Origin of the sequence: Synechococcus sp. W55.2 (assembly GCF_047461635.1) — a bacterium.
Lineage (GTDB): Bacteria > Cyanobacteriota > Cyanobacteriia > Thermostichales > Thermostichaceae > Thermostichus.
Map to the genome: position 1 here is coordinate 1 of NZ_JANSHM010000042.1, position 24,403 is coordinate 24,403.

At 61.5% G+C, this 24,403-nt stretch carries 18 protein-coding genes and 1 pseudogene; 5 read left to right on the forward strand and 14 right to left on the reverse strand.

Annotated elements, in window-relative coordinates; genetic code table 11:
• Nucleotides 1–224 (forward strand): annotated as a pseudogene (locus tag NW828_RS09260) (cytosine methyltransferase); the annotation flags it as partial.
• 132 nt (nucleotides 225–356) lie between these two features.
• Here the strand turns inward: NW828_RS09260 and NW828_RS09265 are convergent.
• The 3 genes from NW828_RS09265 to NW828_RS09275 form a co-directional block, all read right to left on the reverse strand.
• Nucleotides 357–632, reverse strand: coding sequence for a BolA family protein (locus NW828_RS09265; RefSeq protein WP_414383405.1), 276 nt, complete (start codon nucleotides 630–632; stop codon nucleotides 357–359).
• Nucleotides 633–732: 100 nt separating this feature from the next.
• Complete coding sequence (locus tag NW828_RS09270) at nucleotides 733–1,713, reverse strand: DNA adenine methylase (protein WP_414383406.1); 981 nt, start codon at nucleotides 1,711–1,713, stop codon at nucleotides 733–735.
• A 7-nt stretch (nucleotides 1,714–1,720) separates the two neighbouring features.
• A complete protein-coding gene (locus tag NW828_RS09275) occupies nucleotides 1,721–3,667 on the reverse strand; it encodes a peptidase M3 (protein WP_414383408.1) in 1,947 nt (648 codons plus the stop codon).
• Nucleotides 3,668–4,136: 469 nt separating this feature from the next.
• Between NW828_RS09275 and NW828_RS09280 the strand changes: the two genes are divergently transcribed.
• Nucleotides 4,137–5,687 carry a YifB family Mg chelatase-like AAA ATPase gene (locus NW828_RS09280; RefSeq protein WP_011434260.1) on the forward strand — a complete coding sequence of 517 codons (1,551 nt, stop codon included), beginning with the start codon at nucleotides 4,137–4,139 and terminating at the stop codon, nucleotides 5,685–5,687.
• An 87-nt stretch (nucleotides 5,688–5,774) separates the two neighbouring features.
• On the opposite strand, the gene recF is transcribed toward NW828_RS09280, so the two are convergent.
• From recF to rppA, 4 genes are all read right to left on the reverse strand, one after another.
• Nucleotides 5,775–6,941: a DNA replication/repair protein RecF gene (recF, locus tag NW828_RS09285; RefSeq protein WP_414383430.1), complete on the reverse strand. Its 1,167-nt coding sequence runs from the start codon at nucleotides 6,939–6,941 to the stop codon at nucleotides 5,775–5,777.
• A gap of 164 nt (nucleotides 6,942–7,105) precedes the next feature.
• Nucleotides 7,106–7,798 (reverse strand): DNA-binding protein, encoded by a 693-nt coding sequence (locus tag NW828_RS09290; RefSeq protein ID WP_414383410.1) that lies wholly within the window; start codon nucleotides 7,796–7,798, stop codon nucleotides 7,106–7,108.
• 49 nt (nucleotides 7,799–7,847) lie between these two features.
• The gene (locus tag NW828_RS09295) at nucleotides 7,848–9,188 is read right to left on the reverse strand and encodes a sensor histidine kinase (protein ID WP_414383412.1); all 1,341 of its coding nucleotides are present in this window, start codon (nucleotides 9,186–9,188) and stop codon (nucleotides 7,848–7,850) included.
• 148 nt (nucleotides 9,189–9,336) lie between these two features.
• Nucleotides 9,337–10,026 carry a two-component system response regulator RppA gene (rppA, locus tag NW828_RS09300; RefSeq protein WP_414355523.1) on the reverse strand — a complete coding sequence of 230 codons (690 nt, stop codon included), beginning with the start codon at nucleotides 10,024–10,026 and terminating at the stop codon, nucleotides 9,337–9,339.
• Between the two features lie 92 nt (nucleotides 10,027–10,118).
• On the opposite strand from rppA, the gene NW828_RS09305 reads away from it, so the two are divergent.
• Nucleotides 10,119–10,502: a hypothetical protein gene (locus tag NW828_RS09305; RefSeq protein ID WP_011434266.1), complete on the forward strand. Its 384-nt coding sequence runs from the start codon at nucleotides 10,119–10,121 to the stop codon at nucleotides 10,500–10,502.
• Between the two features lie 19 nt (nucleotides 10,503–10,521).
• On the opposite strand, the gene NW828_RS09310 is transcribed toward NW828_RS09305, so the two are convergent.
• The 5 genes from NW828_RS09310 to NW828_RS09330 all read right to left on the reverse strand — a co-directional run bounded on the left by NW828_RS09310 (nucleotide 10,522) and on the right by NW828_RS09330 (nucleotide 17,287).
• Complete coding sequence (locus tag NW828_RS09310; RefSeq protein WP_414383414.1) at nucleotides 10,522–11,409, reverse strand: ABC transporter substrate-binding protein; 888 nt, start codon at nucleotides 11,407–11,409, stop codon at nucleotides 10,522–10,524.
• A gap of 32 nt (nucleotides 11,410–11,441) precedes the next feature.
• Nucleotides 11,442–12,779 carry an energy transducer TonB gene (locus NW828_RS09315; protein ID WP_414383416.1) on the reverse strand — a complete coding sequence of 446 codons (1,338 nt, stop codon included), beginning with the start codon at nucleotides 12,777–12,779 and terminating at the stop codon, nucleotides 11,442–11,444.
• 46 nt (nucleotides 12,780–12,825) lie between these two features.
• Nucleotides 12,826–15,255, reverse strand: coding sequence for a TonB-dependent hemoglobin/transferrin/lactoferrin family receptor (locus NW828_RS09320; protein ID WP_414383418.1), 2,430 nt, complete (start codon nucleotides 15,253–15,255; stop codon nucleotides 12,826–12,828).
• 65 nt (nucleotides 15,256–15,320) lie between these two features.
• The gene (locus NW828_RS09325) at nucleotides 15,321–16,154 is read right to left on the reverse strand and encodes an ABC transporter ATP-binding protein (protein WP_414383420.1); all 834 of its coding nucleotides are present in this window, start codon (nucleotides 16,152–16,154) and stop codon (nucleotides 15,321–15,323) included.
• Nucleotides 16,151–17,287, reverse strand: a complete 1,137-nt coding sequence (locus NW828_RS09330; RefSeq protein WP_414383422.1) for a FecCD family ABC transporter permease — start codon at nucleotides 17,285–17,287, stop codon at nucleotides 16,151–16,153. The genes NW828_RS09325 and NW828_RS09330 overlap by 4 nt, the downstream gene beginning before the upstream one ends.
• Nucleotides 17,288–17,673: 386 nt before the next feature.
• Here NW828_RS09330 and mutS point away from each other — a divergent pair, with 386 nt between their 5' ends.
• Entirely contained in the window at nucleotides 17,674–20,373 is a 2,700-nt protein-coding gene (gene mutS / locus NW828_RS09335) for a DNA mismatch repair protein MutS (RefSeq protein ID WP_414383424.1), read from the forward strand.
• Between the two features lie 12 nt (nucleotides 20,374–20,385).
• Here the strand turns inward: mutS and NW828_RS09340 are convergent, their stop codons facing one another.
• Nucleotides 20,386–20,925, reverse strand: coding sequence for a cofactor assembly of complex C subunit B (locus tag NW828_RS09340; RefSeq protein ID WP_414383426.1), 540 nt, complete (start codon nucleotides 20,923–20,925; stop codon nucleotides 20,386–20,388).
• A 611-nt stretch (nucleotides 20,926–21,536) separates the two neighbouring features.
• Here NW828_RS09340 and sigC point away from each other — a divergent pair.
• On the forward strand, nucleotides 21,537–22,637 hold the full coding sequence (gene sigC, locus NW828_RS09345; RefSeq protein WP_011434275.1) for an RNA polymerase sigma factor SigC: 1,101 nt from the start codon (nucleotides 21,537–21,539) through the stop codon (nucleotides 22,635–22,637).
• On the opposite strand, the gene murJ is transcribed toward sigC, so the two are convergent.
• On the reverse strand, nucleotides 22,634–24,280 hold the full coding sequence (murJ, locus tag NW828_RS09350) for a murein biosynthesis integral membrane protein MurJ (RefSeq protein WP_414383428.1): 1,647 nt from the start codon (nucleotides 24,278–24,280) through the stop codon (nucleotides 22,634–22,636). The genes sigC and murJ overlap by 4 nt on opposite strands.
• Between the last annotated feature and the right edge of the window lie 123 nt (nucleotides 24,281–24,403).

Here is a 24,403-nt window from a genome sequence, read left to right on the forward strand (position 1 = left end):
TTCGCGGCAGCGGGCCGGAGGCCTTTCTGGTCGGTGCCATCAACATCCTTGCTCGCGGGATACAGCTGTTGCGAGACGAAGGGCAGGACACGGCCGACGCTGCGGTCGGGATGCGGGTGGGTGAACCACCCGTGTCAGCCCGGATGGCCTGTGGATCGAACCGCACGGGCGGTCGGAAGCAGGAACCCGCCGAGACGACTGCGCAAGGAGCCATCCATGCGTAGCGTGGTAGGAATCTCCGGCCTTCAGGCCGGGGAGGATGTCAAGATTCCCGTTTGCGACAGCTTCAGCCCCTTTCTCAAAGGGAGAGAGGAGTTGAGGCGATGCACAGCCCGACTGGGAATGCTCCTCTTGGTTCAATTGGCTGATGAACCAGAATCCAGCCCCTGGAGTTGCTCCCACTGGGCGGGGGTAAAGGTGCGCAGGGCTAAAGCATGTAGGCGGCCATCCTGCAGGTAAGCTTTCAGGGCCTCATTCACCAGCCGGTGCTGTTTGATCAGGGGCAAGTCCTGGAATTGTTCCGCCACCACGATGGCCTGGAAATGATGGCCATCGCCGACAGTGTCTTCCACCTGCACCCTTGCGCCGGGTAGGGCAGCCCGTACCAATGCCTCAATTTCTCGTGGATCCATGCGCTGTTGTTCCCGTTGTCTCGTCGCGTCAGCGTTGCGGAGCAATAGTGTGTCCAAGCTCGAGATCCCGCCTTGGATCTCGACCTGCTCATCCATTACCCTAGACGGTTCCGGGGCAAAACGGGATCTCTTCCGGCCCACTGCAGGCGGTGGCCAGGCTGGGATGGCTCAGCACCAAGACCTCGGTGATGGGACCGCGTTTGTGGCCCTGGGCGTTGATGGCACGGCTGGCAGAGATGGTCTGGATGGGGTAATCCCGGTACAGTTCCCGCACAAAGGGGCAATCGGAATTGGAGAGCAGCACCTGCACGCCTCGGTCGGCCAATGTTCCAAACACTTCTCGCAGGCGGATCTGTTCCGCTTCGCCGAAGGCAAACCGGCTGTAGGCTGTGAAGCTGCTGCTGGCAGAAAGGGGATAGTAAGGGGGATCCAAATAGACGAAATCCCCGGGTTTGGCTCGTTCGAGCACCTGCCAAAACGGCTGCACTGTGATCTCCACGCCTTGTAAAACCCGTGCCACAGCCCGTAGGTTCTCCGCGTCGCAAATGCGGGGATTGCGGTAACGGCCCAAAGGAACATTGAACTCTCCCCGCGAGTTCTCCCGGTAGAGGCCGTTGAAACAGGTTTTGTTCAAGTACAGCAGGCGGGCAGCCCGTTGCGCCGGATCCTCGAAACGAGCCGCGCGGATGGTGTAGTAATGGTTCCGGCTGTGGTGGGCTTGGTGGTGGCTGAGCAGGGCAATGATCTCCTCCACCTGATCCCGCACGCAGCAATACACGTTTACCAGCTCAGGGTTGATATCCGACAAAACAAAGGGCCGCAAGCCCGGCGGAGTCCTCTGGGCCAGATGAAAAAAGACCGCTCCACCCCCCAAAAAGGGCTCGTGATAGGTGTTCCAGGCGCGAGGAAAAAAGGGTTCGTATTGGCTGAGCAGTTGCCCTTTTCCCCCTGCCCATTTTAGGAAGGGACGCGCTTTAACGGCTGGCTCCGCTGGGGTGGGTTCGCAGGAGTCGGGTACAGGGTTCCAGAGTTCTTCCCGCCGCAGAGCACGCCTATGTCCAAGAGAACAAGGGTGGGTCATCGTTGGTTCAGTGATCTGGATTCTCTTCCAGCAGCTTTTCTAGCGTCTCGATCCAATGCTCCAGCTCCTCCAGCGCCTGCAACACTCCCCCTGGGTCGCTCAGATCTGCCTGCAGCAGCTGGGTGGTTTCTTCCAAAGTCAGGGATCCGGGCGGGCTGGCCAACCAACGGAGGTAGTGGGGCAGAAAGTTGCGCGGAGAACTGTGATAGCGGCGGTGACAGGCCAAGGCCACCAGGCTGGCAAGGCTAGCCTGATAGGCACTAAAGGGGTGGAGAAACAGCTCCGGCATCCCCACCCAGTAAAACTGGTGTTCCGGCAACAGTTCCACCGCATCTCCGCACAGCTCTTGACACAGCTTCAACCACTCTTCGCTCACCCAAAGAGGATAGGTTGCCACATTTTCCCATGCGGGGAGCCCCGACCGATAGAGAATCAGCTCCAGCCGACTGATCAAGCTCTGGTAAAACACCGCCTGCAACTGGGCTTCCAAATGGTGTATCAACAGGGCCTGGGCCAACTGGAGGCTGCCGGAGCGTTCCCGCCAGCGCTGCGGAGCAGTTTGCCCCTCTGGGTCGTAAAGAGCAGGCCTGCCCATGCGAGGGGATCCCACTGCTGAGGCAACCAGGTGATCCAGGAGTATTTGCTGCAAAAAGACGGTGTGAGCCTGCACCCCCCACGCTCGCGGCAGCAGTGCGGAACTCCCCTGCATCTCCTCCAGATCCAGCCAAACTTGGGGATCCTCAGGCCGGAGCCGCTGGCTGATGATAGCAAGAACCTTCAACAGGAGCTCGCTCCCGCCGGATCCCGTTTCTCCTGGTCTAGACGAGGACTCTGTTTCGCTGACGCGAGTGGGCTTGTCTGCCTCGGTTGCGATAGCGCCGACTTCCAGCAGCCAGGGTTTGGCCTGGGCAGCACACTCAGGGCAAAAGTCCTGCAAAGCAGCCCAGATTAGAGAGGTGGCCTCAGCAGAGGTCAGGGGCGGCACGGGATCCCCCCAGGGCGCACGCAAGTCGCAGATGCGAATGGAACGCCCCATGTTTCGGCTTTTGAGGCGGTAATAGCGCTGGAACAGATCCAACCGATCGCGGATCCCTTCCAGGAGGTTCTCCAAAAAAGTTTGAGTCAGGCCGTGGCGGGCCAGATACAGGTCGGCAGCAGAGTCATAGCCCCGCCATTGGGCCTCCCACAGGTGGTCGCGGATCAGGGTGCTGAGGATAAACCCACCCAGATCTGCATGGGCTTCTAGGTGTTGGACTAGCCGCTGGTAGGCCACCCAGCGGATCTCCGCGCTGGCGTGAGTTTGTAAGCTCTGCAGCTGGACAAGAGTGTGCTCTGGGAGCGCAGCAGGCGAGTTCAGGGTCACTTGCCACAACTGCCGCCAAGCCAACCTTCCTGTTAAGTACTGTTGGTGGAGCAGGCGCTCCAGAGGCTCAAGCTGTTGGTGACTCTGCTGTTCGTGCCAGGGGGACGGAGTCCTTTGAAGAAGGCGACACAGGAATTGGCGAAAGGGTTGCAGCTCAGGCTCGACGTGGGCATCGACTAGGCGTTCGTGCCAGCGGTGCAGTTCCCGACAGGGTGCCGTAGGCATAGCACCATCCTGACCCTCGTGGGGAACACCTTCCTCCGGGCCACCAGCAGCAACGGCAGGCAGGGATTGCAACTCCAGGAGGAAAAACAGCAGTTGGCTTTGTAAGGCGATGATCCGCTCCAGCCTCTGCCAAGCTGCCTCTGCCGAGTCGGCAGTTGGGATCCCTTGCATCCTTTGCGTCAGCTCGGCCAACTCCTGCAGTGCCACCGCCAGCTCCGGCGGGCTGAGTTGCGCCACCTGCCCCCGGTAGCGCTGGGCAAACTGCTGCACCTGCTCCTCCAGTTCATTCCAGGTTAGGGCGCGCTTTTTCCCAGAGCCAGAGAAACGCTCGAAAGGGGGTTCAGCAGCAGGAAAGACCACCGGCATCAGCCTCCTAGAGATGGGGTCGTCCCTCTGTTGGCTTGTCGGCAGAGGGGGGTGCCCGCCTTTTGACCTCTGCCAAAGGGCAAATGGCTGGGGAAATCTGGGTTGGAGGTGCAGGCTGCGATCAGAGGGATCCGGATCCCTGCTATCCCCCCCTGGGGGTTCCCATCCTGGTCAGAACATAGCCTCACCGCTGCTGTGCTGCGCAAAGGCGGCAGCAACAGCCAACCCAAGCCTGAGCCATTCGGCAAGCTCGGATCCGGGATCCCGCATTCATTAAAGACTGCGACTGCGAAAACCGACGTGCCTCCTTTGGGGCAGGAAAAACCTGAGATGATTGTGACATTCTCCTTGGGCAAATGCAGCCGGCAGCGTGGGGATCCCAATTTCGGCCAGGATACGTGTTGGGACAGAATAGGCCTGCGGCCACTTGTGCAAAGGGTAAAAGAACTATCCGAGGGAGGTGACTGCATTGTTTGCCCAAGTCACTGCTGCCGCTCTGCTGGGACTCCGGGCCGTGCAGGTTACGGTGGAGGTGGATGTGGGCGGTGGCTTGCCCCAGATCACCTTGGTGGGACTGCCCGATACTGCCGTTCAGGAGGCCAAAGAGCGAGTGCGGGCGGCGATCAAGAACTCCGGCTTTGCTTTACCCCAGCGGCGGATCATCGTCAACTTGGCCCCTGCCGATCTGCGCAAAGAGGGCCCCAGCTTCGATCTGCCCATTGCCATCGGGATCTTGGCGGCCTCCGGGGTGATCGAGGGGGAAGCGCTGGCCAACACCCTGATGGTGGGGGAATTGGCCCTAGACGGCACCCTACGCCCGGTGGCCGGGGTTCTGCCTATTGCCGCCAGCGCTGCCGAGATGGGGATCCGCCGCCTGGTGGTACCCCAGGAAAATGGGCCGGAAGGAGCGGTGGTGCAAGGGATCCAAGTGTATGGGCTGCCCTCCTTGGCGGCGGTGGTGGGCTGGCTGCAAAACCCAGAGGGAGTTGAGCCGGTGCGGATCCAGCCAGAACAGATGTTGCCAACCGAAACGGAACCCCTGCTGGATTTGGCCGATGTGAAGGGGCAAGAACATGCCCGGCGGGCTCTGGAGATCGCGGCAGCCGGCGGGCACAACCTGTTGCTGGTGGGCAGCCCGGGAGCGGGCAAGACCATGCTGGCGCGGCGACTGCCCGGCATTCTGCCCCAGCTGCAGTGGGAAGAGATGTTGGAGATCACCCGCATCTACTCGGCAGCCGGCCTGTTGCGGCAAAACCTGCACCTGGGACGCCAGACCCCCCTGATCGCCCAGCGGCCCTTTCGCGCTCCCCACCATTCGGCTTCGGCAGTGGCGCTGGTGGGTGGCGGCCCCTACCCCAAGCCCGGGGAAATCTCGCTGGCCCACCATGGCATCCTGTACCTGGATGAGCTGACGGAATTCCGGCGGGAGGTGCTGGAGGTGCTGCGCCAACCCCTGGAAGATGGCAAAGTCACCATCTCCCGCGCCCGCGTTTCCCTAGAGTTTCCCGCCCAAACCACCCTGGTGGCCTCCACCAACCCCTGTCCCTGCGGCTTCTACGGGGATCCCGTTCACCCCTGCACCTGTACGCCGCAACAGCGGGAGCGCTACTGGTCCAAGCTCTCCGGCCCGCTGCTGGATCGCATCGACCTGCAGGTGCGGGTCAACCGCCTTAAGCCGGAAGAAATTGTCCGCGCCCAGGGCGGCGAATCTTCCCAAGCGGTGCAGCGGCGGGTGGAGCGGGCACGACAACGGCAGCGGCAGCGCTTTCAAAACGAGCCTGGGATCCACTGCAACGCCCAGATGCAATCCCGCCACCTGCGGCAGTGGTGCTCCCTTTCGGATCCCTGTCGCAAGCTCTTGGAAAGCGCCATCCAAAAGTTGGCCCTGTCTGCGCGGGGGAGCGACCGCATCCTCAAGGTGGCCCGCACCATCGCCGATCTCGAGGGCGCGGAGGCCATTGCCCCCACCCACATTGCCGAAGCGATTCAATACCGCAGCCTGGATCGCGCTCGGCTGTAAAGCCCAAGCGCTCGGCGCCGCTGACGCGACCACCCCCAGCCCCCCTCCCAGATAGGGTTTCCCTCACTGCCAGAGCTCCGGCCTGCCCTACGGGATCCCATCCCCTGTTTTGCTGGGAAAAAGCTGTCCCCCTTGCACCTGAAGGATTTGGGCGGCTTTGAGCCAGCCGGCGTCAAAGGATCCCAGGTGGGTGGTGGTAACCAAGGTTTGCACGCGCTCCTGAATGGCTTCCAAGAGCTGGTTTTGCCGCTGCAGATCCAGCTCGGCCAGCACATCGTCCAAGAGCAGCAAGGGCGGATCCCTGACCACCTGCTCGATCAGCTCCAGCTCCGCCAATTTCAGAGCCAAAACCAGAGTGCGCTGCTGGCCTTGGGATCCATAGGCGCGGGCGGCAACTCCGTTAATGCACAGCTCCACTTCATCCCGATGGGGGCCCACCAGAGAGCTGCCCAGGGAGTGTTCGGCGGCGGCTTTGGCGCGGATCTCGGCCAAAAACTGGGCTTGGATCACTTCGGGGCTGGCCTGGGGATCCGGCAGGGGCACTTGGGGTCGATAGGTAAGGGTCAGGGTTTCCCGTCCACCGCTAATGACCCGGTGCCAGTGAGCAGCCAAAGGCTCCAGCCGTTGCAGCAGCCGGGCGCGGCGGCGCATAATTCGGCTACCGGTGGTGGCCAGTTGGGCATCCCAGAAGGCCATCTGCGAGAACTGAACGCCAGCAGCCGCTTGCGTTAGCGGGACAGAGTCCTTGGGATCCTGCTTCAAAAGGGCGTTGCGCTGCCTGAGGATCTGGCGATATTGCTCCACCAGGCCGAGATAAACCGGCTCCAGTTGCAGCAACACCCCGTCCAACCAATGGCGCCGCGTCTCCGGAGCGCCCCGCACCAGCTCCAGATCCAGGCTGGAGAACACCACGGCATTCACCTGTCCCAAAAAGTCCGCCTGGCGGCGCAGCACCTGCCCGTCCACCTTCAGGGATCGCCTGCCGCTGCTGCGCAGCTCCATCACCAGCTCATGGGCCACACCCAGCCGTTCCACCGTGGCGGCAATCTGGGCTTGTCGCTCCTCTTGGTATACCAGCTCCCGATCCCGGCTGGCCCGCCGCGAGCGTAAGGTGGCCAACAGCTCCACCGCTTCCAGCAGGTTGGTCTTACCCTGGGCGTTCTCCCCCACCAGGATGGTTTTGGGCGCGTCAAAGGTGATCTCTTGATCCCGGTAGTTGCGAAAGTGGCGCAGGTGCAGAGAACGCAGGTACACTAAGGGCAGATGTAAAGACGCGATCAATATCTAACCAAGAACAGCCCCCGCTTTGGGGGCTTTCACTTTGACCCAACTCCAGCAGGGGCCAGAGAAGATAGAGGTTAACCCCGGAAACTCAGCCAGCAGGGATCCCTTCTATCCCCAGTTCCGGGTAGGCCAGATCAGCGCCTGGTCAGGGTAGTCATCCCCCCGAGGCGCTCAGCCGCCAACAGGTGTAGGGCAGCGCGGGCGGAGTAGCGGGCAGCTTTGCTACGGCTGTAGTCGGCGAAGGTGTAGCTGCTGGGATCCGTACTTACGTCGCCCAACAGGTTCTGCACTTGATTCTGCAGGTCAGAGACGCTGCCGGAGTTGATGTTGGCGAAGGCCATCTCCGCTTGCAGCCGGCTGAGGTACTCCTGAGCCCGGAAAGGGGTCTCGAAGAAGGAACGGCCAGGGCGGCCCATGAAACCCAGCTCCGCCTCATAGAGAACTTTGGCTGCTTTGGCTAAGTTTTCCGCTGCTTTGGCCTGCTCGCGGGCGGCGAAGAAGTTCCCCGCCTCAAGTGAGGCTTGGGCGTTGGTGAACCTCTCCTGGCCGTGTTCCAAAAGGCGGGCAGCCTCTGGGGAAGACCCCCGCTGAGAGAGGAAGCTGGCTTCGGCCAGGTGTCGCTGCGCCTTAGCCAGATCGCGGCTGGCTCGCTCAAGATCCCGCGGGCGCTGCCAAGTTGGCTGTACCTGAAGGGGAGCTGTGGCTTCAGGAGCAGAGCGTCTGCCCCGCTGGGCTTGCGCCGCGGATCCCAGCACCAGGGGGGTGAGCAGAACCAAAATCGGCAGAGAACAACCCAGAGCGCGAGCAAAAGAGGAACGAATCGTCATTGGTCATAGACTCCAATCGACAGGACAAGCCGGTTTGGGTTATCGCGGCTCATCTTGAGAATGGCGGAGAAAAATGACGTGAAGATGACAAGGGCAGCTCTACCGTAAATATCGATCCCTCTCCCACTTGGCTGGCCACTCGCAGGGATCCCCGATGGGCGGTGACGATCTGCTGGGCCAAGGCCAGGCCCAGACCGAACCCACCCGTATGGCGAGCACGGGTTTCATCCACCCGGTAAAACCGCTCAAACAGATGGGGCAGATGCTCGGGGGGAATGCCAATGCCTGTATCCTTGACGTGGAGGTAAGCGCGCTGGCGCTGGCTTTCCAGGCTCACCTGCACTGTGCCGCCTGCAGGGGTGTACTGCAGGGCATTGCGCAGTAGGTTCTCGATGGCCTGCCGCAGCAGGGCAGCGTTCCCCCGCACAAGCCAACCCCCAGAAAGATCCGTCTCAGGCAGGTGGCATTGCCAGTGAAGGCCAAGGGCCTCAGCTTGGGGGCGGTATTGCTCGCTCAGCTCCTGCAACAGCGCTCGCAAATTCAGAAGCGGCAGATCCTCCAGGGGCAGGGATCCCTGCTGGCGGGCCAACTGCAGCAAGGTATCGATCAGCACGCTGAGGCGGCGGGCACCGCTCACCACCTTTTCCAGGCGAGGTTGAGCTTGTTCCGGGGCCAGCAGAGCCATTTGAGCATTGCTCATCAGGGCGGCCAGGGGGGCGCGCAACTCGTGGGAAGCATCGGCAGTGAAGCGTTGCAACTGCTCGTAGGAGCGACGAATCGGCTGCATCGCCAGCCCCCCCAAGATCCAGCCGGCCCCGCCGATCAACGCCAGCGTCAGCGGGATCCCGATCCCCAACCCCCAGCGCAAGCGACCCAGGGTAAGTTGCAGCGGTTCCAGGGGCACCGCCAGTTGCAAGTAGCCCAGTAGCTTTTCCTCCTGCTGCACCGGCAGCGTGAGCTGGCGCAACAGTAAGCCGCTCTCTCCTTCCACCGTTTGGAAACCCAGTTGGAGATGGTGAGGCGGGCCATCCAAGTCAAACAGCTCCAGAGGAGGCCGGGATCCCGTGTACTGGCGCAGGGATCCCAAGCTTTCCCTTCCGGTGCCGGGAGCAGGATCGAACCAGCGCACATAGGCCAAGTGATGGTCGAGGGGTTGGGTTTTCCCCCCCAAAAAGGGCACCTCGTTCAACACCAACCGCCACTGCCCCTGGCGCAGCTCGTACTTAATGGCTGCCGCCATGATCCCGGCCTGAACCTGCAGCTCCTCGTCAAAAGCCTGCAACTGGTTCTCCACTTCCAAGCGGTAGAAGACGGCGGCAAACACCAGCAGGACCCCCCCCATGACCCCGGCAAAGCTGCGGGCCAAGCGACGGCGGCTGTGGTGAAACACCAGGGATCCCGTCCCTCTTGTCGCAGCCTTCTGCCCCAGGTGCGGCTGAAGGGGGTGTGCCAGGGAAACCCAGTTCCAGCCCAGCCATGGGAGAGAATGCTTGTGTTCAGCTCTTTTCACCTCCATCGCCACCCCCTAGAAACTGCTTTCATGGGTTCTCTTCTGGAGAGGCTATGCGCAGCCGGTACCCCTGGCCATACACCGATTCCAGCCAATCTTGGGCCTCCACCTCTTTTAACCGTAGCCGCAACCGCCGCACCAACGCAGCCACGGCATTGCTCTCCGGCTCACAGCCCCATTCCCACACCGCCTGCTCGATCTGGCCCCGACTGAGCACCTGGTTGGGATGGCGCATCAGGTATTCCATCAATTGAAACTCCTTGCCCGAAAGCTGTACCTGCCTCCCCTGCCGCTCTAGGGTCAGGCTGGCCAAGTGCAAGTGCAGGGATCCCAGGCTGAGGCTGTCTCCTTGCCATTGGGGGGAACGGCGTCCCAAAGCCCGCACCCGTGCCAGCAGCTCCACCAGATCCACCGGCTTGACCAAATAGTCGTCCGCCCCCGCATCCAACCCCTGCACCACATCCGATGTTGCGTCTTTGGCAGTTAACATCAGCACCGGCGCACATCCCCCCGATTGGCGGTATTGCCGACAGAGCTGGATCCCGCTTGGCCCCGGCAGCATCCAATCCAAAATCAGGAGATCATAGGCTTTCTCCTCCATCAGCCAGGCAGCCATCTCCCCTTCCTTGGCACAGTCAACCACGTGGCCGCACTTGGACAGGGCAGCCTGTAAAGGCTCCAACTGTTCCGGGTCGTCCTCCACCAGCAAAATTCGCATCGTCCTGTGCGCCGTTGACCAAGACGGCCAGTTCCCACTGCCCAGGCTAGGATGGATCACGGAAATAGCCCTCTGCAAGGGAGAGAACAACGGTGGGGTGGCCCAAAATCCATCGGTGGCAAGATCTAGGGTTTGATTTTTGGCTGGTGCTGCCCTTGGCAGGGCTTCTTTTTGTGGCGGGGGGAGAGTGGGTGACGGGCCAAGCGCTGAGCCGTCCTCGCCGGCTAGAGCAACCTTTGGCGATTCGCAGCCAGCAACAAGCCACCTTGGCTCTGGATATTCTTTCCATTCAGGCGGAGATCCGCCGCTCCCGTGGCTACACCAAGGTGGAGGTGACTACCACCAATCCCCACCTGCGCAAGCTGGAATTTGAATTTCCACAACTGGATCCAGACCAGGTGTCGGCTCAGATTGCCCAAGAGCTTGGCCTTGCTCCCGAGCAAGTGCAGCGCCTGACCCGCTATAGCTTGGACTAGAGAGACACTCCAAGTCCGTTCAAAAAATGCGGGCTAACTGCTCGCAGGCAACTCTAATTTTCTCCAAGCTACCGGGATTGACCAAGCCGTAGTAGTCAAATCCATAAACTTTCCCAGTTTGGACGGCTTGCAACCGATTCCAAAAGGGGCGGGAACGGAAAAACGCCAAGGGATCCGCCGCCTCCGGGTTGACCACCAGCAGAACTTCTGGGTTGGCTTCCAGGATGCGCTCTGCCGAAAGGGTGACGTAGCCCCGAAAAGGCCCTTGGCTTTGCAAGGTAGCGGTGAGATTGTCCGCGCCAAAGCGTTCCAGCAGATCCCCGGCCCAGCTTTGCCGGTTGGGAGAAAGAATCGGCTGGGTGCCCACCAAGAGCAAGGTTTTGGGTCGAACGCGGGGCAGTTCCTGGGGCAAAAGGGATCCATACTGCCGCAGCAAGGGATCGGGATCCGCCCCCAAAGCAGCAGCCAGGGTGGCAATCGTCTCTTCCAAAGCAGCCCAACTGTCCACGCGGGTGAGGTAGGTGGGGATCCCCAGCTCCTGCAGCCGTTCTGCCAGAGCCTCGTGAAAGCCACTGGCCCCCACCACCCAGTCCGGTTGTAGGGCCACAAGCTGCTCCAGGTTGGGTTGGTTGCCCAGCCCCAGGCGGGTCAAGCCTTGGAAGCGGGGATCCTCCTCCAACAAACGACCGGCAGGGATCCCCACCAACCTATCGGGGGCCAAGCGATAGAGGATATCGGCAGTCAAGGTGGTGAGGCTGACTACCCGACGAAAAGGACTCTGTCTTGCTGACAGGAGTGGCTCCTGAGGGATCCGACCTTGGGCTTGGGCCAAACGCCCCATTCCCCAGGCCCCCACGCTGGCCAGACCAAAGGCGAACAGTTGACGGCGAGAAAGACGAGACAGCATAGACAATCTCCAAAACAATTCCCAAACAGCAATCAATTGAGGGTGAACTGGATGGGCACCACCACCCAAGACTCGATGGGGACGTTGTTTCTCAAGGCCGGGCTGAATTCCCACCGCTGCACCGCCTCCTGCGCTGCCCTATCCAGGGCGGGAAACCCACTGGAAGAGGCGATCTCCACCTGCTGCACCTGCCCCTGGGCATTGACCTTGGCCCGCAGCAGCACCTGCCCCTGTTGGCCGAGACGGCGAGCTTGAGGAGGGTAGGGGGGCGGAGGATTGCGACCGGGGATCGGGCGGGCCAGGATGTCCGGCTGGGGGTTGGCAGCCACTGTCGGTGGGGAGGAACTGGGGGTGGCAGGTGTTGGGGCAGAGGAATGGGGTTGGGCTGCACCTATACCGCCAGGTGTCCCAGTTTCAGGATCCCTTGGCCCCAATCTGCTCTCGCTGCCGGGGGAAGGCGGAGCGGCGGCAGTCTTTACGCTGGAACGGATCCCTTGGATCAAGGGGGTAAAGCGGGGCAGAGGGGTGCTTGAGGTAACCGGGGCGGAGGTGAGTGGAGTCGCTGGAGAGGTGGGGGTAACCGCCGGAGTTGGGGTGGGCTGTTGTGGCGGAGGAGTGGGTTGCGGGGTGGCTGTCGGTAATGGGGTCAGTGGAGGAGTAGGGGTGGGTTCTGGCTTTGCCGTGGGAATGGGTGTAGGGGTCGGTGGAGGCGTAGGGGTCGGAGTTTGCAGGGCCAGCAAAGATTCAGCCTCCGGGATGGCTGGCATCTCGATCTCTTGGGGCACAGGCTCCGGTGGGGATAGATCGTCTGCAGGGGGCGATTCCGGGGCCGGGCCGGGCGGCTCTGCTGTTGGCTCTGGTGGGAGAGATTCTATGGATTCTGAATCCGGTTCCAGCAACTGTGGCTCGGGATCCTCCAGCAAAAGCGTGACTGGGATCCGGAGTTCTGCGTCTGATAAAGGCCGGGATCCCCACCAAGCCAGCCCCAGCAGCGCCATCAGGTGCAAGAGGAGGGAAATCAACCCCTCCCGGCGCAGCGGTCGGGGATCCCTGGCTCGCAGGTGGAGGACGGTCCCCGGCGGATCTTCCCCCTCCTGGCAAGCTGTCCAGAGGGCAGCCCAGCTATAGCTGGCCACCCAAGCCTCTTGCAGCAGCTCCTCGGCACACTCCAGCCAGCCGCTCTCTCTTGCGCCAGCCCAAAGCCACAACGCCAACCAAGCCAGCCCCGCCTCCCAGGCCATGCCCGCCTGCTGCCAATACCACCCCTGCAGTCGCCACAAAAGCTGGGGACAGGACTTCCGAAGAAGAGAGAGGGATCCCTTGGGGGTGCGGGCAGGTGGCTCGGTGCGGGCAGGTGGCTCGGCAAGCATCGGTTAGAGCAGGATCCAGAGTAAACACGGCCTCGGGTCTTGGCCCCTAAAACCGGGTGGAAAAACTGAGCGCAGCATGCCGTCCCGGCTGGGCCAGCCGTTCCACTTCAGGGCCGACAAAGAGAGAGCGGGTTTCGGAGTAGAGAAAATACCTTTCATCAAAGAGATTGAACACCCCGAAATTCAATTGCCAGTTGTCGTCCAGGTTGTAGTAGCCCAGCAGATCCACCACGGTGTAGCCCTTGGGCACAAACGGAATTTGAGGTGGAGCGTTGGGGTTCCGTTGCACCACCTCCCGTTGCGGGTCGCGGGGATCCGCCACCAGCCTGGCCACCAACCTGGCTCCCCAGATCTGGCTGGGATCGTCGTAGTGCAGTCCCAGTACTGCCGTCAGTGGCTCAATGGAAAGGAGGGGTTTGTTTTCGGTGAGGTTATCCCCCACCGCCCAGGCAAAGCTGCCATTGAGGCTCCAGCCGGTCAAATCGGGGCTGAAGAAGTACTGCCCGGTGGCTTCTACACCATAGATGCGGGCCCGACTGACGTTCTGGCTCTGAAAGAGAGTCACCGGTGGAGGTGGCGGGCTCCCTGGCGGGCCGGGGGGTGAAGGCTCGGATCCCACCTCCCGGAAAGCCTCGATAAAGTCGTTGTAGGTGTTGTAGTAGGCGGCCAAGCTAAAGCTGGCCTGGGGGTAGATCCCCCGCAACCCCACTTCAAAGCCTTGGCTGGTTTCCGGTCGCAAGTTGGGATTGGAAAGGGTGCGGTAGCGGAAGAAGGGGCTGACCAGGTTGGTGAAGCCGCTGTTGATTTCGTTGTACTGAGGGGCCCGAAAACCGGTGTTGTACTGGGCCGTAAAGGTGAGGTTGGGGTTAATCCTCCACACCAGGCCCACCTTGGGAGAAATGGCATCGGCAAACAGGCTGGCGGCTTCTGCCCCACTTTTCAAGAAGGCTTCGTCAGGGCTGGGGGTGAGGCGGTAGGTGTCGTAGCGGATGCCGGGGATGAGGGTAAAGTTGCCGCCCCCAAAGTCGATCTCATCTTGCAAATACAGCCCAAAGCGCACGGTATCGGAGTCGGGAAAATCTTTGGTGGGAAAAGTGTCCGGGGGGATGTTTTGGGTGACTGCCCCGGTCAGCAGGTTGGTTTGGAAGCGGTTGCGGGGACGTTCGTTGCGGGTGGTGGAGATCTCCATTCCATACACCAAGCGGTGGGAGAGATCCCCGGTTTGGAAGCGGCTCTGGGCCTGTACGCTGGCTCCCAGAATGTTGCTGACCAGCTCGTTGAAGGTATCCCGACGCACAGGCACGGGCCGACCTTGTACCGTGAGGGTGCGTTCTTCCACGCTGGGCTCCTGGGTGCGGGCCGGCTGGTAGTAGATCTGGACGGTGGCCAGCTCAAAAGCGGGGGTATCGGGGTTGGCGTAGCGATATTCCAAGCTGAGGCGGCTGCGCTCGGTCTCAATGGTCTCCCTGAAAAAGCGGATGCTGGGATCCAGGTTGCGGGGCGAAAAGGTGGTGGTGGTGCGGTTGTTGAAGTATTCCGCCGTCAGGGTGAGGCTGTCAAAGGGACTGAAGCGATAGACCAGCTTGGCCAGAACATTGTCTCCCTCCACCGTCTGCCGATCCTTGAAACTGGGATCCGCTTTAATATCCGGCTCTCTGGCGTCGCGGCGAGTGTAGATGAGCAGGGCCTCTAAGTTATCCTGCCGACCCGCCAAGCTAAGGGTGTTGACGTACCCTTGGTTTTTGCTGTCGTACTGGCTGGACAGGCCCACATGGCTGTCCCGTTCCCCCAGCAGATCGGCTGGATCCAGGGTGGTATAGGTCACCACACCCCCCAGCGCGTCGCTGCCGTAGAGGGTGGAGGCGGGGCCGCGGATAATTTCTACAGTTTTCAGGGTCTCCAGCTCAAAGGTATCCCGGCCAATGGTGAAGGGGCCGAAGGAAAATCGCTCCGGCTGGCGGATCCCATCCACCTGGATCAACACCCGGTTGGCGTCGAGGCCGCGGATGTTGAAGTCCTGCAGGCCGTAGCGAACGCTGCGCCGCACGCTTACCCCCGGCTCGTAGCGCACCAGATCCTGAATGTTTTGAACCAGCTCCCGCCGCAACCGCTCCCGGTCGATGACGGTAATGCTGGCGGGTGAGTCGGCCAAGGTGCGCTCGGTGCGAGTACCAGTTACGGTGACCTGTTGCAGGTTAAAGATCGGCGTGCCTTCCTGCTGGAGAGCCCGAAGTTCGGCCTGTAGCCGCTCCACCTCTGCCTGATCCCCCCGCCGGCGAGCAGCCTCTATTTGCGCCTCCAGCTCCCTAATCTGCTCTTGCAAGGTGGTCGGCGCAGGAGTGGCCTGGGCCAACAGCGGCGGAGTTGTCGAATCAGGGATCCGGGCATTGGGCTGAGCCTGGGACAGGGATCCCCAGCCCACTCCAAAACTCAACCCCAAACTCACCACCCGCCACCAACGACCGTTCACGCGCATAACCTCTCATGCTCCTCGAAATCCACAACAGGGAAAATTCACTGCAAAACCGGACAAACCCTCCCTCAGCACCCTGACACCGGCAGGGAGAGGAGCCTTGCTGCCGCTGGAGCTGTGCTGCGCAGGGGGCAAAGCTGTGGCCCTACCGGAGTCGAGATCCACTCCACCTCCAGGCCAAACACCTGTCGCACCCGGCTGGGGGTCAACACCGCCAAGGGAGACCCCAGGGCCTGCATCTGGCCGGATCCCAGCAAGGCAATCTGCTCGCTGTAGCGAATGGCCAAATTCAGGTCGTGCAGCACCGTAACTACCGTCAGGCCCTGCTCCTGCTTCAGCCGTTGCAACAGCTCCAGCAGCTCCAGTTGGTGGCGCAGATCCAAAAAGGTGGTGGGCTCATCCAACAGCAACACCTGCGGCTCCTGCACCAAAGCCAACGCCAGAAAAGCCCGTTGCCGCTCGCCCCCCGAAAGGGTTTCCACCCGCCGCAGCGCCAGGGATCCCAGTCCCGTCTGCTCTAGAGCCCACTCCACCCGCTGCCAATCGGCCCGCGTCAACTGCCACGCCCACCAGGGCTGGTGGGGAGAACGCCCCAGACTGACCAATTGCCGCACCGTTAGCCCTGCCGGGATCCGCTGCTGCTGCGGCAAAAGAGCCAACTGCCGGGCCACCTGCTTTGGAGTGAGTTGAGCGTGCAGATCCCGACCGCCCAAGTACACGCGCCCAGCTTGGGGAATCAGAACCCGACTCAACAGTCGCAGCACCGTCGATTTGCCGGAACCATTGGGGCCGACAATGCTTAGCCATTCCCCCTTTTGCACGCTGAAGCTCACTTGTCGCACCACCGTCCGGGATCCGTAGCCCCCGCTCAAATCCTCGACCTGCAGGATGGGCTCTCTCATCGCCCTGCCCCCTGCTGCCACAGCAGCCAGCCGAAAAAGGGAGCCCCCATCACAGCGGTGACAATCCCCACCGGCAGCTCTATCGGGCCCAAACGGCTCAGGATGTCGGCACCGCTCAGCAGGGTCGCCCCTGCCAAGGCAGAAAGGGGCAACAGCCAGCGGTAATCGGATCCCACCCCCTGCCGCACCATGTGGGGCACCACCAAACCGACAAAGCCGATCAACCCCCCCACACTGACAGCGGTTGCCGCCAGCCAAGCCGCCACCAGGCCAATCACCACCCGCGTCCGCGCCAGAGGGATCCCCAAGCTCACCGCCATCTCTTCCCCCAAGCTCAGCAGGTTTAAAGCCCGCGCCTGCCCCCATCCCAATCCCAAGCCGACCAGGATATACGCCCCGGCCACCTGCACCTCTGGCCAGCCCCGCCCGCTCAAGCTGCCGATCAACCAGGTGAGAGCCACCTGCACCCGGTCATCTGCCATCAACAACAAGGTGGAGCTAATGGCCCCAAACAGGGCGCTGACGGCCACCCCCGCCAAGATCAGCCGCTCCACCGCCAGTCCCGAGGGAGTACGCGCCAACCCGTACACCAACACGGTAGTCAGCACCCCGCCCACCCAAGCGGCCAGGGGCACCCAAGCCGTCCACTCTCCCAAGGTGAGCAACCCCACCGCCGCCAGGCCCGCCCCCGCCGAAATGCCCAGCAGGTAGGGATCCGCCAGCCCATTGCCCAGCATCCCCTGCAACAGGGCCCCTGCCATCCCCAGAGCCGCCCCCAGCAACTGGGCCAAGAGCGCCCGCGGCAGCCGCAACTGCCAAACAATCGTCTGCCGAATGGGATCCCCCTGCCCCCACAGGGCTTGCCAGAGTTCTGGGAAAGTCATGGGAACGGATCCCAAAGCAATCGAGACCAAAAGTACTAGGAAAATGAAACTCAATAGCAAACAGGTCAAACCGATTGGCGAGAGCAGCCGCTTTCTTTGCCCCCAGCCTCTGCCCCCCTCAACCTCTGTATACGGACACTCGCGATCGACCAGCACCGGGAAAACCTCTCGATCTTTGCCCAGGAAGAGAGCCTTCTGAGGCCAAGAAACCCCCTCCGCCCGCAAGGGCGGGATGAAAAACTCAGCCAAGTTGGCCAGGCCTCCCTCCCGAGCTTTATTGAAAGTCAAACTCAACAAAACGTAGTCGCTAGAATAGCAAGGCTTCTTGGATGTTGCAAGTCAGTTTCAATAGCTTGTGCCTAAATTTCTCCCTCTTGCGCTTCAGGGCTTTTGGACAAGACCGGGCAGCGCCTCTGCCCAGCCATTCAGACTTACCTCAGGGGGGATCCAACTACCCTGAGCGAGGTCATTTCAACCAACTGCGAAATGGCAATTACCTAGCTTCCCTCTCCCCAGAGGAGGAGGGCTGGGGAAATGTCTCATACTTCATCTAGATCTAGAATGGCCCAAGCTGATCGGTCCGGTTTGGCCAGGCTCTCAACCTTGAGCCCATTGCTTGCAAACGTTTTGATGCCATGACTTCTCCCGCCGAGCATACTTGGAATGCCCTGGAGGTGGATCCCGCCCTGCTCACCCCCATGATGCAGCACTATGTGGAGCTGAAGCGGCAATACCCGCACGCCATCTTGCTCTACCGCCTGGGGGATTTCTACGAGATGTTTTTCCAGGACGCCCAGCGGGTGTCGCGGGAGCTGGAGCTGGTGCTCACCGGGCGGGAAGCAGGGGCCATAGGGCGGGTGCCCATGTGCGGGATCCCTTACCATGCTTTCGACCGCTACGCTGCCCAGTTGGTGGCCAAAGGCTATGCCCTGGCCGTCTGCGACCAGATGGAGCCGGCAGATCAGGCCAAGGGCTTGGTGCGGCGGGAAGTGACGCGGGTGATCACCCCTGGCACCGTCCTCGAAGAGGAGCTGCTGCAGGCGCGGCAAAACAACTACCTGGCAGCCGTCGTGCGGCTCAAAGGATCGAAGCAGGCTCCCTGCCGCTGGGGCCTAGCCTATGCGGATATCTCCACCGGCGAGTTCTGGGTGTGTCAGAGCGAGGGGCAAGAGCAACTGGAGCAGGAACTGGCCCGGCTGCAGCCGGCAGAGGTTTTGCTGCCCACCGAGGAGGGGCTGGGACTAGGCCTCATCCGTCCAGGGGATCCCCAGAAGCCCCTGGGTCTCCCCAACCAATACGCCTATACCCTGCGCCCAGCCGAACCTTTTGAACTGGCGGTAGCGCGGGAGAACCTCATGCAGACCTACGGCCTGCGCTCTCTGGAAGGATTGGGCTGTGAGGGATTGCCTCTGGCGGTGCGAGCAGCGGGAGGGCTTTTGCACTACCTAGAAGAAACCCATTCGCCTCAGCGGTGCGTAGCACCAAAGACCCTGCTGCAGCCTTCTCCCCAGGGAGGCCACCCGCTCCTGCCTCCCCCGCGCACCTACCAGCTCACGGACTACCTCATCTTGGATGCCCAAACCCGGCGTAACTTGGAGCTCACCCAGACCATCCGAGAGGGGGCTTTTGTGGGATCCCTGCTCTGGGTGCTGGATCACAGCCGTACAGCCATGGGGGGGCGCACTTTGCGGCGCTGGCTAATGCAGCCTTTGCGGGATCTAGAGCAAATTCGCCTCCGCCAAGACACCATCCAAGAGCTTTTGGAAAACCCTTCTCTGCGGGCCCGCCTGGGATCCCTTCTGGACTCTCTGTACGACCTGGAGCGGCTGGCCAACCGCGTCGGATCGGGCACCGCCAACCCGCGCGAGATGGTGGCCTTGGGATCCTCCTTGGGCAAACTGCCCCAGTTGGCCGAGCTGGTGGGGGAAGCCAAGACTCCCCTCTTGCAAAGCCTGCAACAGGTGGATCCCGCCCTGGTTGAGCTGGGCCAACGCATCGAGCACACCCTCCTGCCCTCCCCTCCCCCTGTGCTCACCGAGGGGGGCCTCATCCGAGCCGGCGTGGATCCCGAGCTGGACAGGCTGCGGCAGCAGGTGGAGCAAGACCGCCAGTGGGTTGCCCAGTTGGAAAAAAGCGAGCGCGACCGCACTGGGATCCCCACTCTCAAGGTGGGCTTCAACAAGGCCTTCGGCTACTACCTCAGCATCAGCCGCGCCAAGGCCCACCAAGTCCCCAAAGAGTACATCCGCAAGCAAACCCTGACCAACGAAGAGCGGTTCATTACCCCCGAGCTCAAAGAAAAAGAGGCCCGCATCCTCACAGCCCAAACCGACATCAACCAGCGGGAATACGAGCTGTTTGTGCAGTTGCGCCAAGAGGCAGGATCCCGGGCCGAAGCCATCCGCCAAGTGGCCCAGACCCTGGCTGCCGTCGATGCTCTGTTTGGCCTGGCGGAAGTGGCAGTGCAGCAGGGATACACCCGTCCCCTCCTCACAACAGACCGCCGGCTGATCATCGAGGAGGGTCGCCACCCGGTGGTGGAAAAATCCCTGCCCCAAGGCCTCTTCGTGCCCAATTCGGTGCAACTGGGATCCCCCCACGGCCCCGATTTGATCGTCCTCACCGGGCCCAACATGTCCGGCAAGTCCACTTACCTGCGGCAAATTGGGCTCATCCAAATCCTGGCCCAGATGGGCAGCTTTGTCCCCGCACGGCGGGCAGAGTTGGGCCTCTGCGACCGCGTATTTACCCGCATTGGCGCTGTGGACGATCTGGCTACCGGCCAGTCCACCTTCATGGTGGAAATGAACGAGACCGCCAACATCCTCAACCACGCCGGCGAGCGCTCCTTGGTGCTGCTGGACGAGATTGGCCGAGGCACCGCTACCTTCGATGGCCTTTCCATTGCCTGGGCGGTGGCAGAGTACCTGGCTACCCAAGTGCGGGCCCGTACTGTCTTTGCCACCCACTACCACGAGCTCAACCAACTGGAGACCCTGCTGCCCAACGTGGCCAACTTCCAGGTGGTGGTCAAAGAGCTGCCGGATCGCATTGTCTTCCTGCACCAGGTGCAGCCGGGGGGGGCAGATCGCTCCTATGGCATTGAGGTGGGGCGCATGGCCGGCCTGCCCCAGCCGGTGATCGAGCGGGCCAAACAGGTGCTGGCCCTAGTGGAAAAACACAGCCGCATCGGCCTGGGCCTGCGCAACCAAGGAAAAAGCCAACCTGCCCAGAAGAACTGCAAAAAAGAGCCCGCTCCCAATCGCAGCCCCGATTCCGCCGTTGGGGATCAACTGTCTTTGATCCCAGCACCTCTCTCTCCCGATTGGCCTTAGACTCCCTTACCCCTAATCCAGATCCCGTTCTTGCAACCCCAGGGCTGCAGCCAGCCCATCCAGCTCATCCCGATGCCCCTCCACCCACAGGTGGGATCCAGAAGCCGTTGGCGTTCGTTCCCAGGACGAGAGCGGGACAGAGTCCTCGTCGGCTTCCTGCAGTTTCAGGCGGATTTGCTCCGGGCGTTGGTTGCGCCGCCAGTAGTACCAACCCGCCCAGGGGGAGGCCAGCACCAACATCCAAGGCCAAGCGCCCCACCCCGGCTCAAGGGTCTGCAGCACCAAGGCCAAACAGGCCAGTCCCGTCCCCGCCAGCCCCGTCAAAAAAAGGGCCAGCCCCACGCTAGCCTGACCTTGCCCTGCAAAGGTGGCGATCCCCTCGGCATCGGCGGACTGGAGACGATAGCCGCGCCCTTCCAAGTGCTCTCGCAGAGCGGATCCCATTTCTTCCAGGCTGCGACTGCTAAAGTAGAGGCGACTCTCCACGCGATCCTTGCCCGCAGCTCGCAGAAAAAAGAATAGACCGATGGCCAATAGAGTCGTCAACGCCAAGGTTGAAACCTTTTCCCCCGTTAGCGGGGCTATGGCCAACCCAAGTGCCTGAGCAGAGCCCAGTCCGCCCAGAGGAAGGGGGTTGACCTGTTCGGGGAGTCTGGATCCCCCACAGCTGGGTGGGATAGGTGAATGGGAACAGTTCATCGAATAGAATCGAATAGATTGGAATAGGCAAAGCAATTTACACGCTACCTTTGAAGTTTAGACCCTCTAGGATGGATGGGTTACTTCCCCCAAGGACGAGCTGCTGGGTTCACCCTGAGGGCAATACGCTTTTTCGCAGTGGCGGTGACGGTTGAACTGGGGGGATCCTACGCTGGATCTCATGCCTCTGAGATGAGAAATGCAACTATAATTAAAATTAAGTTATGATAAGGGACTCACGCTCTACCCGTTGCGTGATCCCTTCACTGCCACGTTAGCCTTTCTCTGTGGGGTATGGGCATGAGGTCGGGTTGAGGAAGAGGTCAATGTGTGATTTTCCTCCGAATGCCGCAAGGCGTTGAGCAAAGGGGAACACTTAAGCTTAACCCGCTCCACATCGTTTACCATCCCTCTCTCAGCCCACTGAACTGCCTACCCCTGTCGCTACATCAGCAACACCCTACATGTCTAACTACGAACCTGAACTCAACGACATTTTGTTGGATGGCCCCGCCGATCTCCTCGAGGCCGCCGAAGAAGCAGAGGTGGATCTGGCCGATGGCGAGTTTCTGGAAGAGGAGCCAACCCGCCGCTCCACTGATCTGGTGCGCCTCTATTTACAGGAGATTGGTCGTGTTCCTCTTTTGGGGCGCGATGAAGAGGTGGCCCTGGCCCAAAAAGTCCAAGACTACATGAAGCTCTTGGATTTGCGCCTGCGCCTGCAGAAAGAGTTGGGACGGGATCCCACTCTTGCGGAATGGGTGGCTAAGGCCAACCAGTACCCCGAGTGGGCGCAACTGACCCCTGAAAAGCTGCAGCAGATTCAGCGGATTGGCAAGCGTGCCAAAGAACACATGATCAAGGCCAACCTGCGCCTGGTGGTGTCGGTGGCGAAAAAGTACCAAAACCGCGGCTTGGAGCTGTTGGATCTGATCCAAGAGGGTACGCTGGGCCTAGAGCGGGCGGTGGAAAAGTTCGACCCAAAAAAGGGCTACCGCTTCAGCACCTACGCCTACTGGTGGATCCGGCAGGGCATTACCCGCGCCATTGCCACCCAAAGCCGCACCATCCGCCTGCCCGTTCACATCACCGAGAAGCTGAACAAGATCAAAAAAGCGCAGCGCAAGCTCTCCCAGGAAAAGGGCCGTACTCCCACCATCGAAGACATCGCCTCCGAGCTGGAGATGACGCCGCCTCAAGTACGCGAGCTGTTGGTACGGGTGCCCCGCTCGGTTTCTCTGGAAACCAAGGTGGGCAAAGACAAGGACACCGAACTGGGGGATCTGCTGGAAACTGACGACATTTCTCCAGAAGAGACCATGATGCGGGAAGCCCTGCATCGCGATCTACAGCAGTTGCTCTCGGATCTCACCAGCCGCGAGCGGGATGTGATCCGCATGCGTTTCGGCTTGGGGGATGGGCGCACCTATTCGCTGGCGGAAATCGGTCGCGCCTTGGATCTGTCGCGAGAGCGGGTGCGGCAAATTGAGGCCAAAGCCCTGCAGAAGCTGCGTCAGCCGAAGCGGCGCAACCGCGTGCGAGATTACCTGGAAGCTATCAGCTAGTTCCGGCTTGCCCACTGGCTCCCCCAGCGTCCTACCCGTTTCCGCAGTCGGGCTGCTGCCCACTCCACTTCTGGGATCCGCAGGTAGAGAGCTCCGGCGGCGAACAAGCTTAGACCTAAACCCGCGGCCAGCCCGGCCCAAATGATGGCGGTGAGCAGGGGAGACCCCACAATCTCGTAGGAGCGCAGTTGGGTCCACAGCCAATGGCTCAGTCCCCCGGCCAGGACGGTGCTCCCCAGCAATGGCAGTAGGGCTTGTCCCATCTCCCGCCAAGGGATCCCTGGCAGGCGCTGGTGGAGGCGGATCCCCAGTCCGATCACGGCTATCAGGTTGACGCCGGCGGTGGCCAGGGCAATGCCCGGCGCTCCAAAAGCCTGCAAAAATAGAAAGTCCAGTAGGGCATTCAGGCCAATGGCCATGCTGCTGATGCGCAGAGGCGTAGCCCCATCCTCCAGGGCATAGAAGATCCGCACCAGCACATCCCGCAGCAGGTAACCGGTCATCCCCAGACCATAGGCCATGAGCAGGGCTGCCACCTCTTGTGTCACCTCCGGCGTAAAGCGCCCCCGCTGGTAGGCCACTTGGACAATGGGCTCGGCCAAAGCCACCAACAGCATCGACAGGGGCAGGGTCACAATTGCCGTAAGCATCAGCCCTTGGCGGATACGCTGGCGCAGCTCCGGCCAACGGGATCCATCCCCTGCCAACTGGGCATAGAGAGGCATCAAGGGCACCAGCACCATGTTGGAGAGGATCCCCAGCGGCGTTTGTACCAGAAGCTGGGCATATCCCAAGTTGCCGATGGTGCGATCCCCAGGTACGAAAGAGGCAAAAAACAGATCCACATAAACATTGATGTGGATCATCCCGGAGGAGATCACCGCCGGCAACATCAGCAAGCCCACCGCCCGTACCTGCGGGGATCCCCACTCAAAGCGCAGGCGCGGTCGCCCCAGCCCTAACCGCATCTGGAGCGGAACTTGGGCCAACCATTGGGCAATGGCCCCGATGAGCACGCCCCAGGCCAGCAAAGTTGGGATCCCCGTCCATCCCAGCGTGACCAGGATCCCGATCACCGCCAAGCTGGAGATCAGCGGGCTAAGGGCAGGCAAGGCGTAGTGTTCGGCAGCATTCAGCGCTCCAAAGCCGATGCCAATCCACCCCGAGAGCAAGGCCAAAGGGGCCATGATCCGCAGTTGCGCAGCGGCCAGAGCATGGACTTCGGGGCTGGCTCCCGGCGCATTCAGGCGCACCACCCAGTCCGCTCCCCACCAAAGGCCCAAGCTGACCAGCAGGAGCAGGCAGCCTACCAAGGTGGAAATGGATTCCAGCCAGGCAGCCGCATCCTCCCTGTCCCGATCCCGCTGCTTTTTGAGGACACTGACGATGGCGCTGTGAAAAGGGCCGTTGATCCCTCCCAGCAGAATCAACAGAAAACCGGGCAGGATGTAGGCTACCCCGAAGGCGCTGTACTCCGGCCCCGAGCCATACACTGCTGCAATCAAAGCTTGGCGAATAAAGCCTATGCCCTTACTGAGCAAGGTCGCCCCGGCCACCAAGCCCGCCACCGACATCAACGAACGGGATGGCCCTGCTGAAGGAGATCCCCCAGGGATCTCTTCCTGAGTGGCAGACTCCTCCATTACCTTGTGTCCTGCACCCCAACCACTGCCTCAACAACAAAGTAAGCTACCCGGCTCCGACCGCTAAGCGGTACGGAGCGGGCTTTCAGTAGCCCTGAGCCTGCTCTGCTCTACCAGAGAACA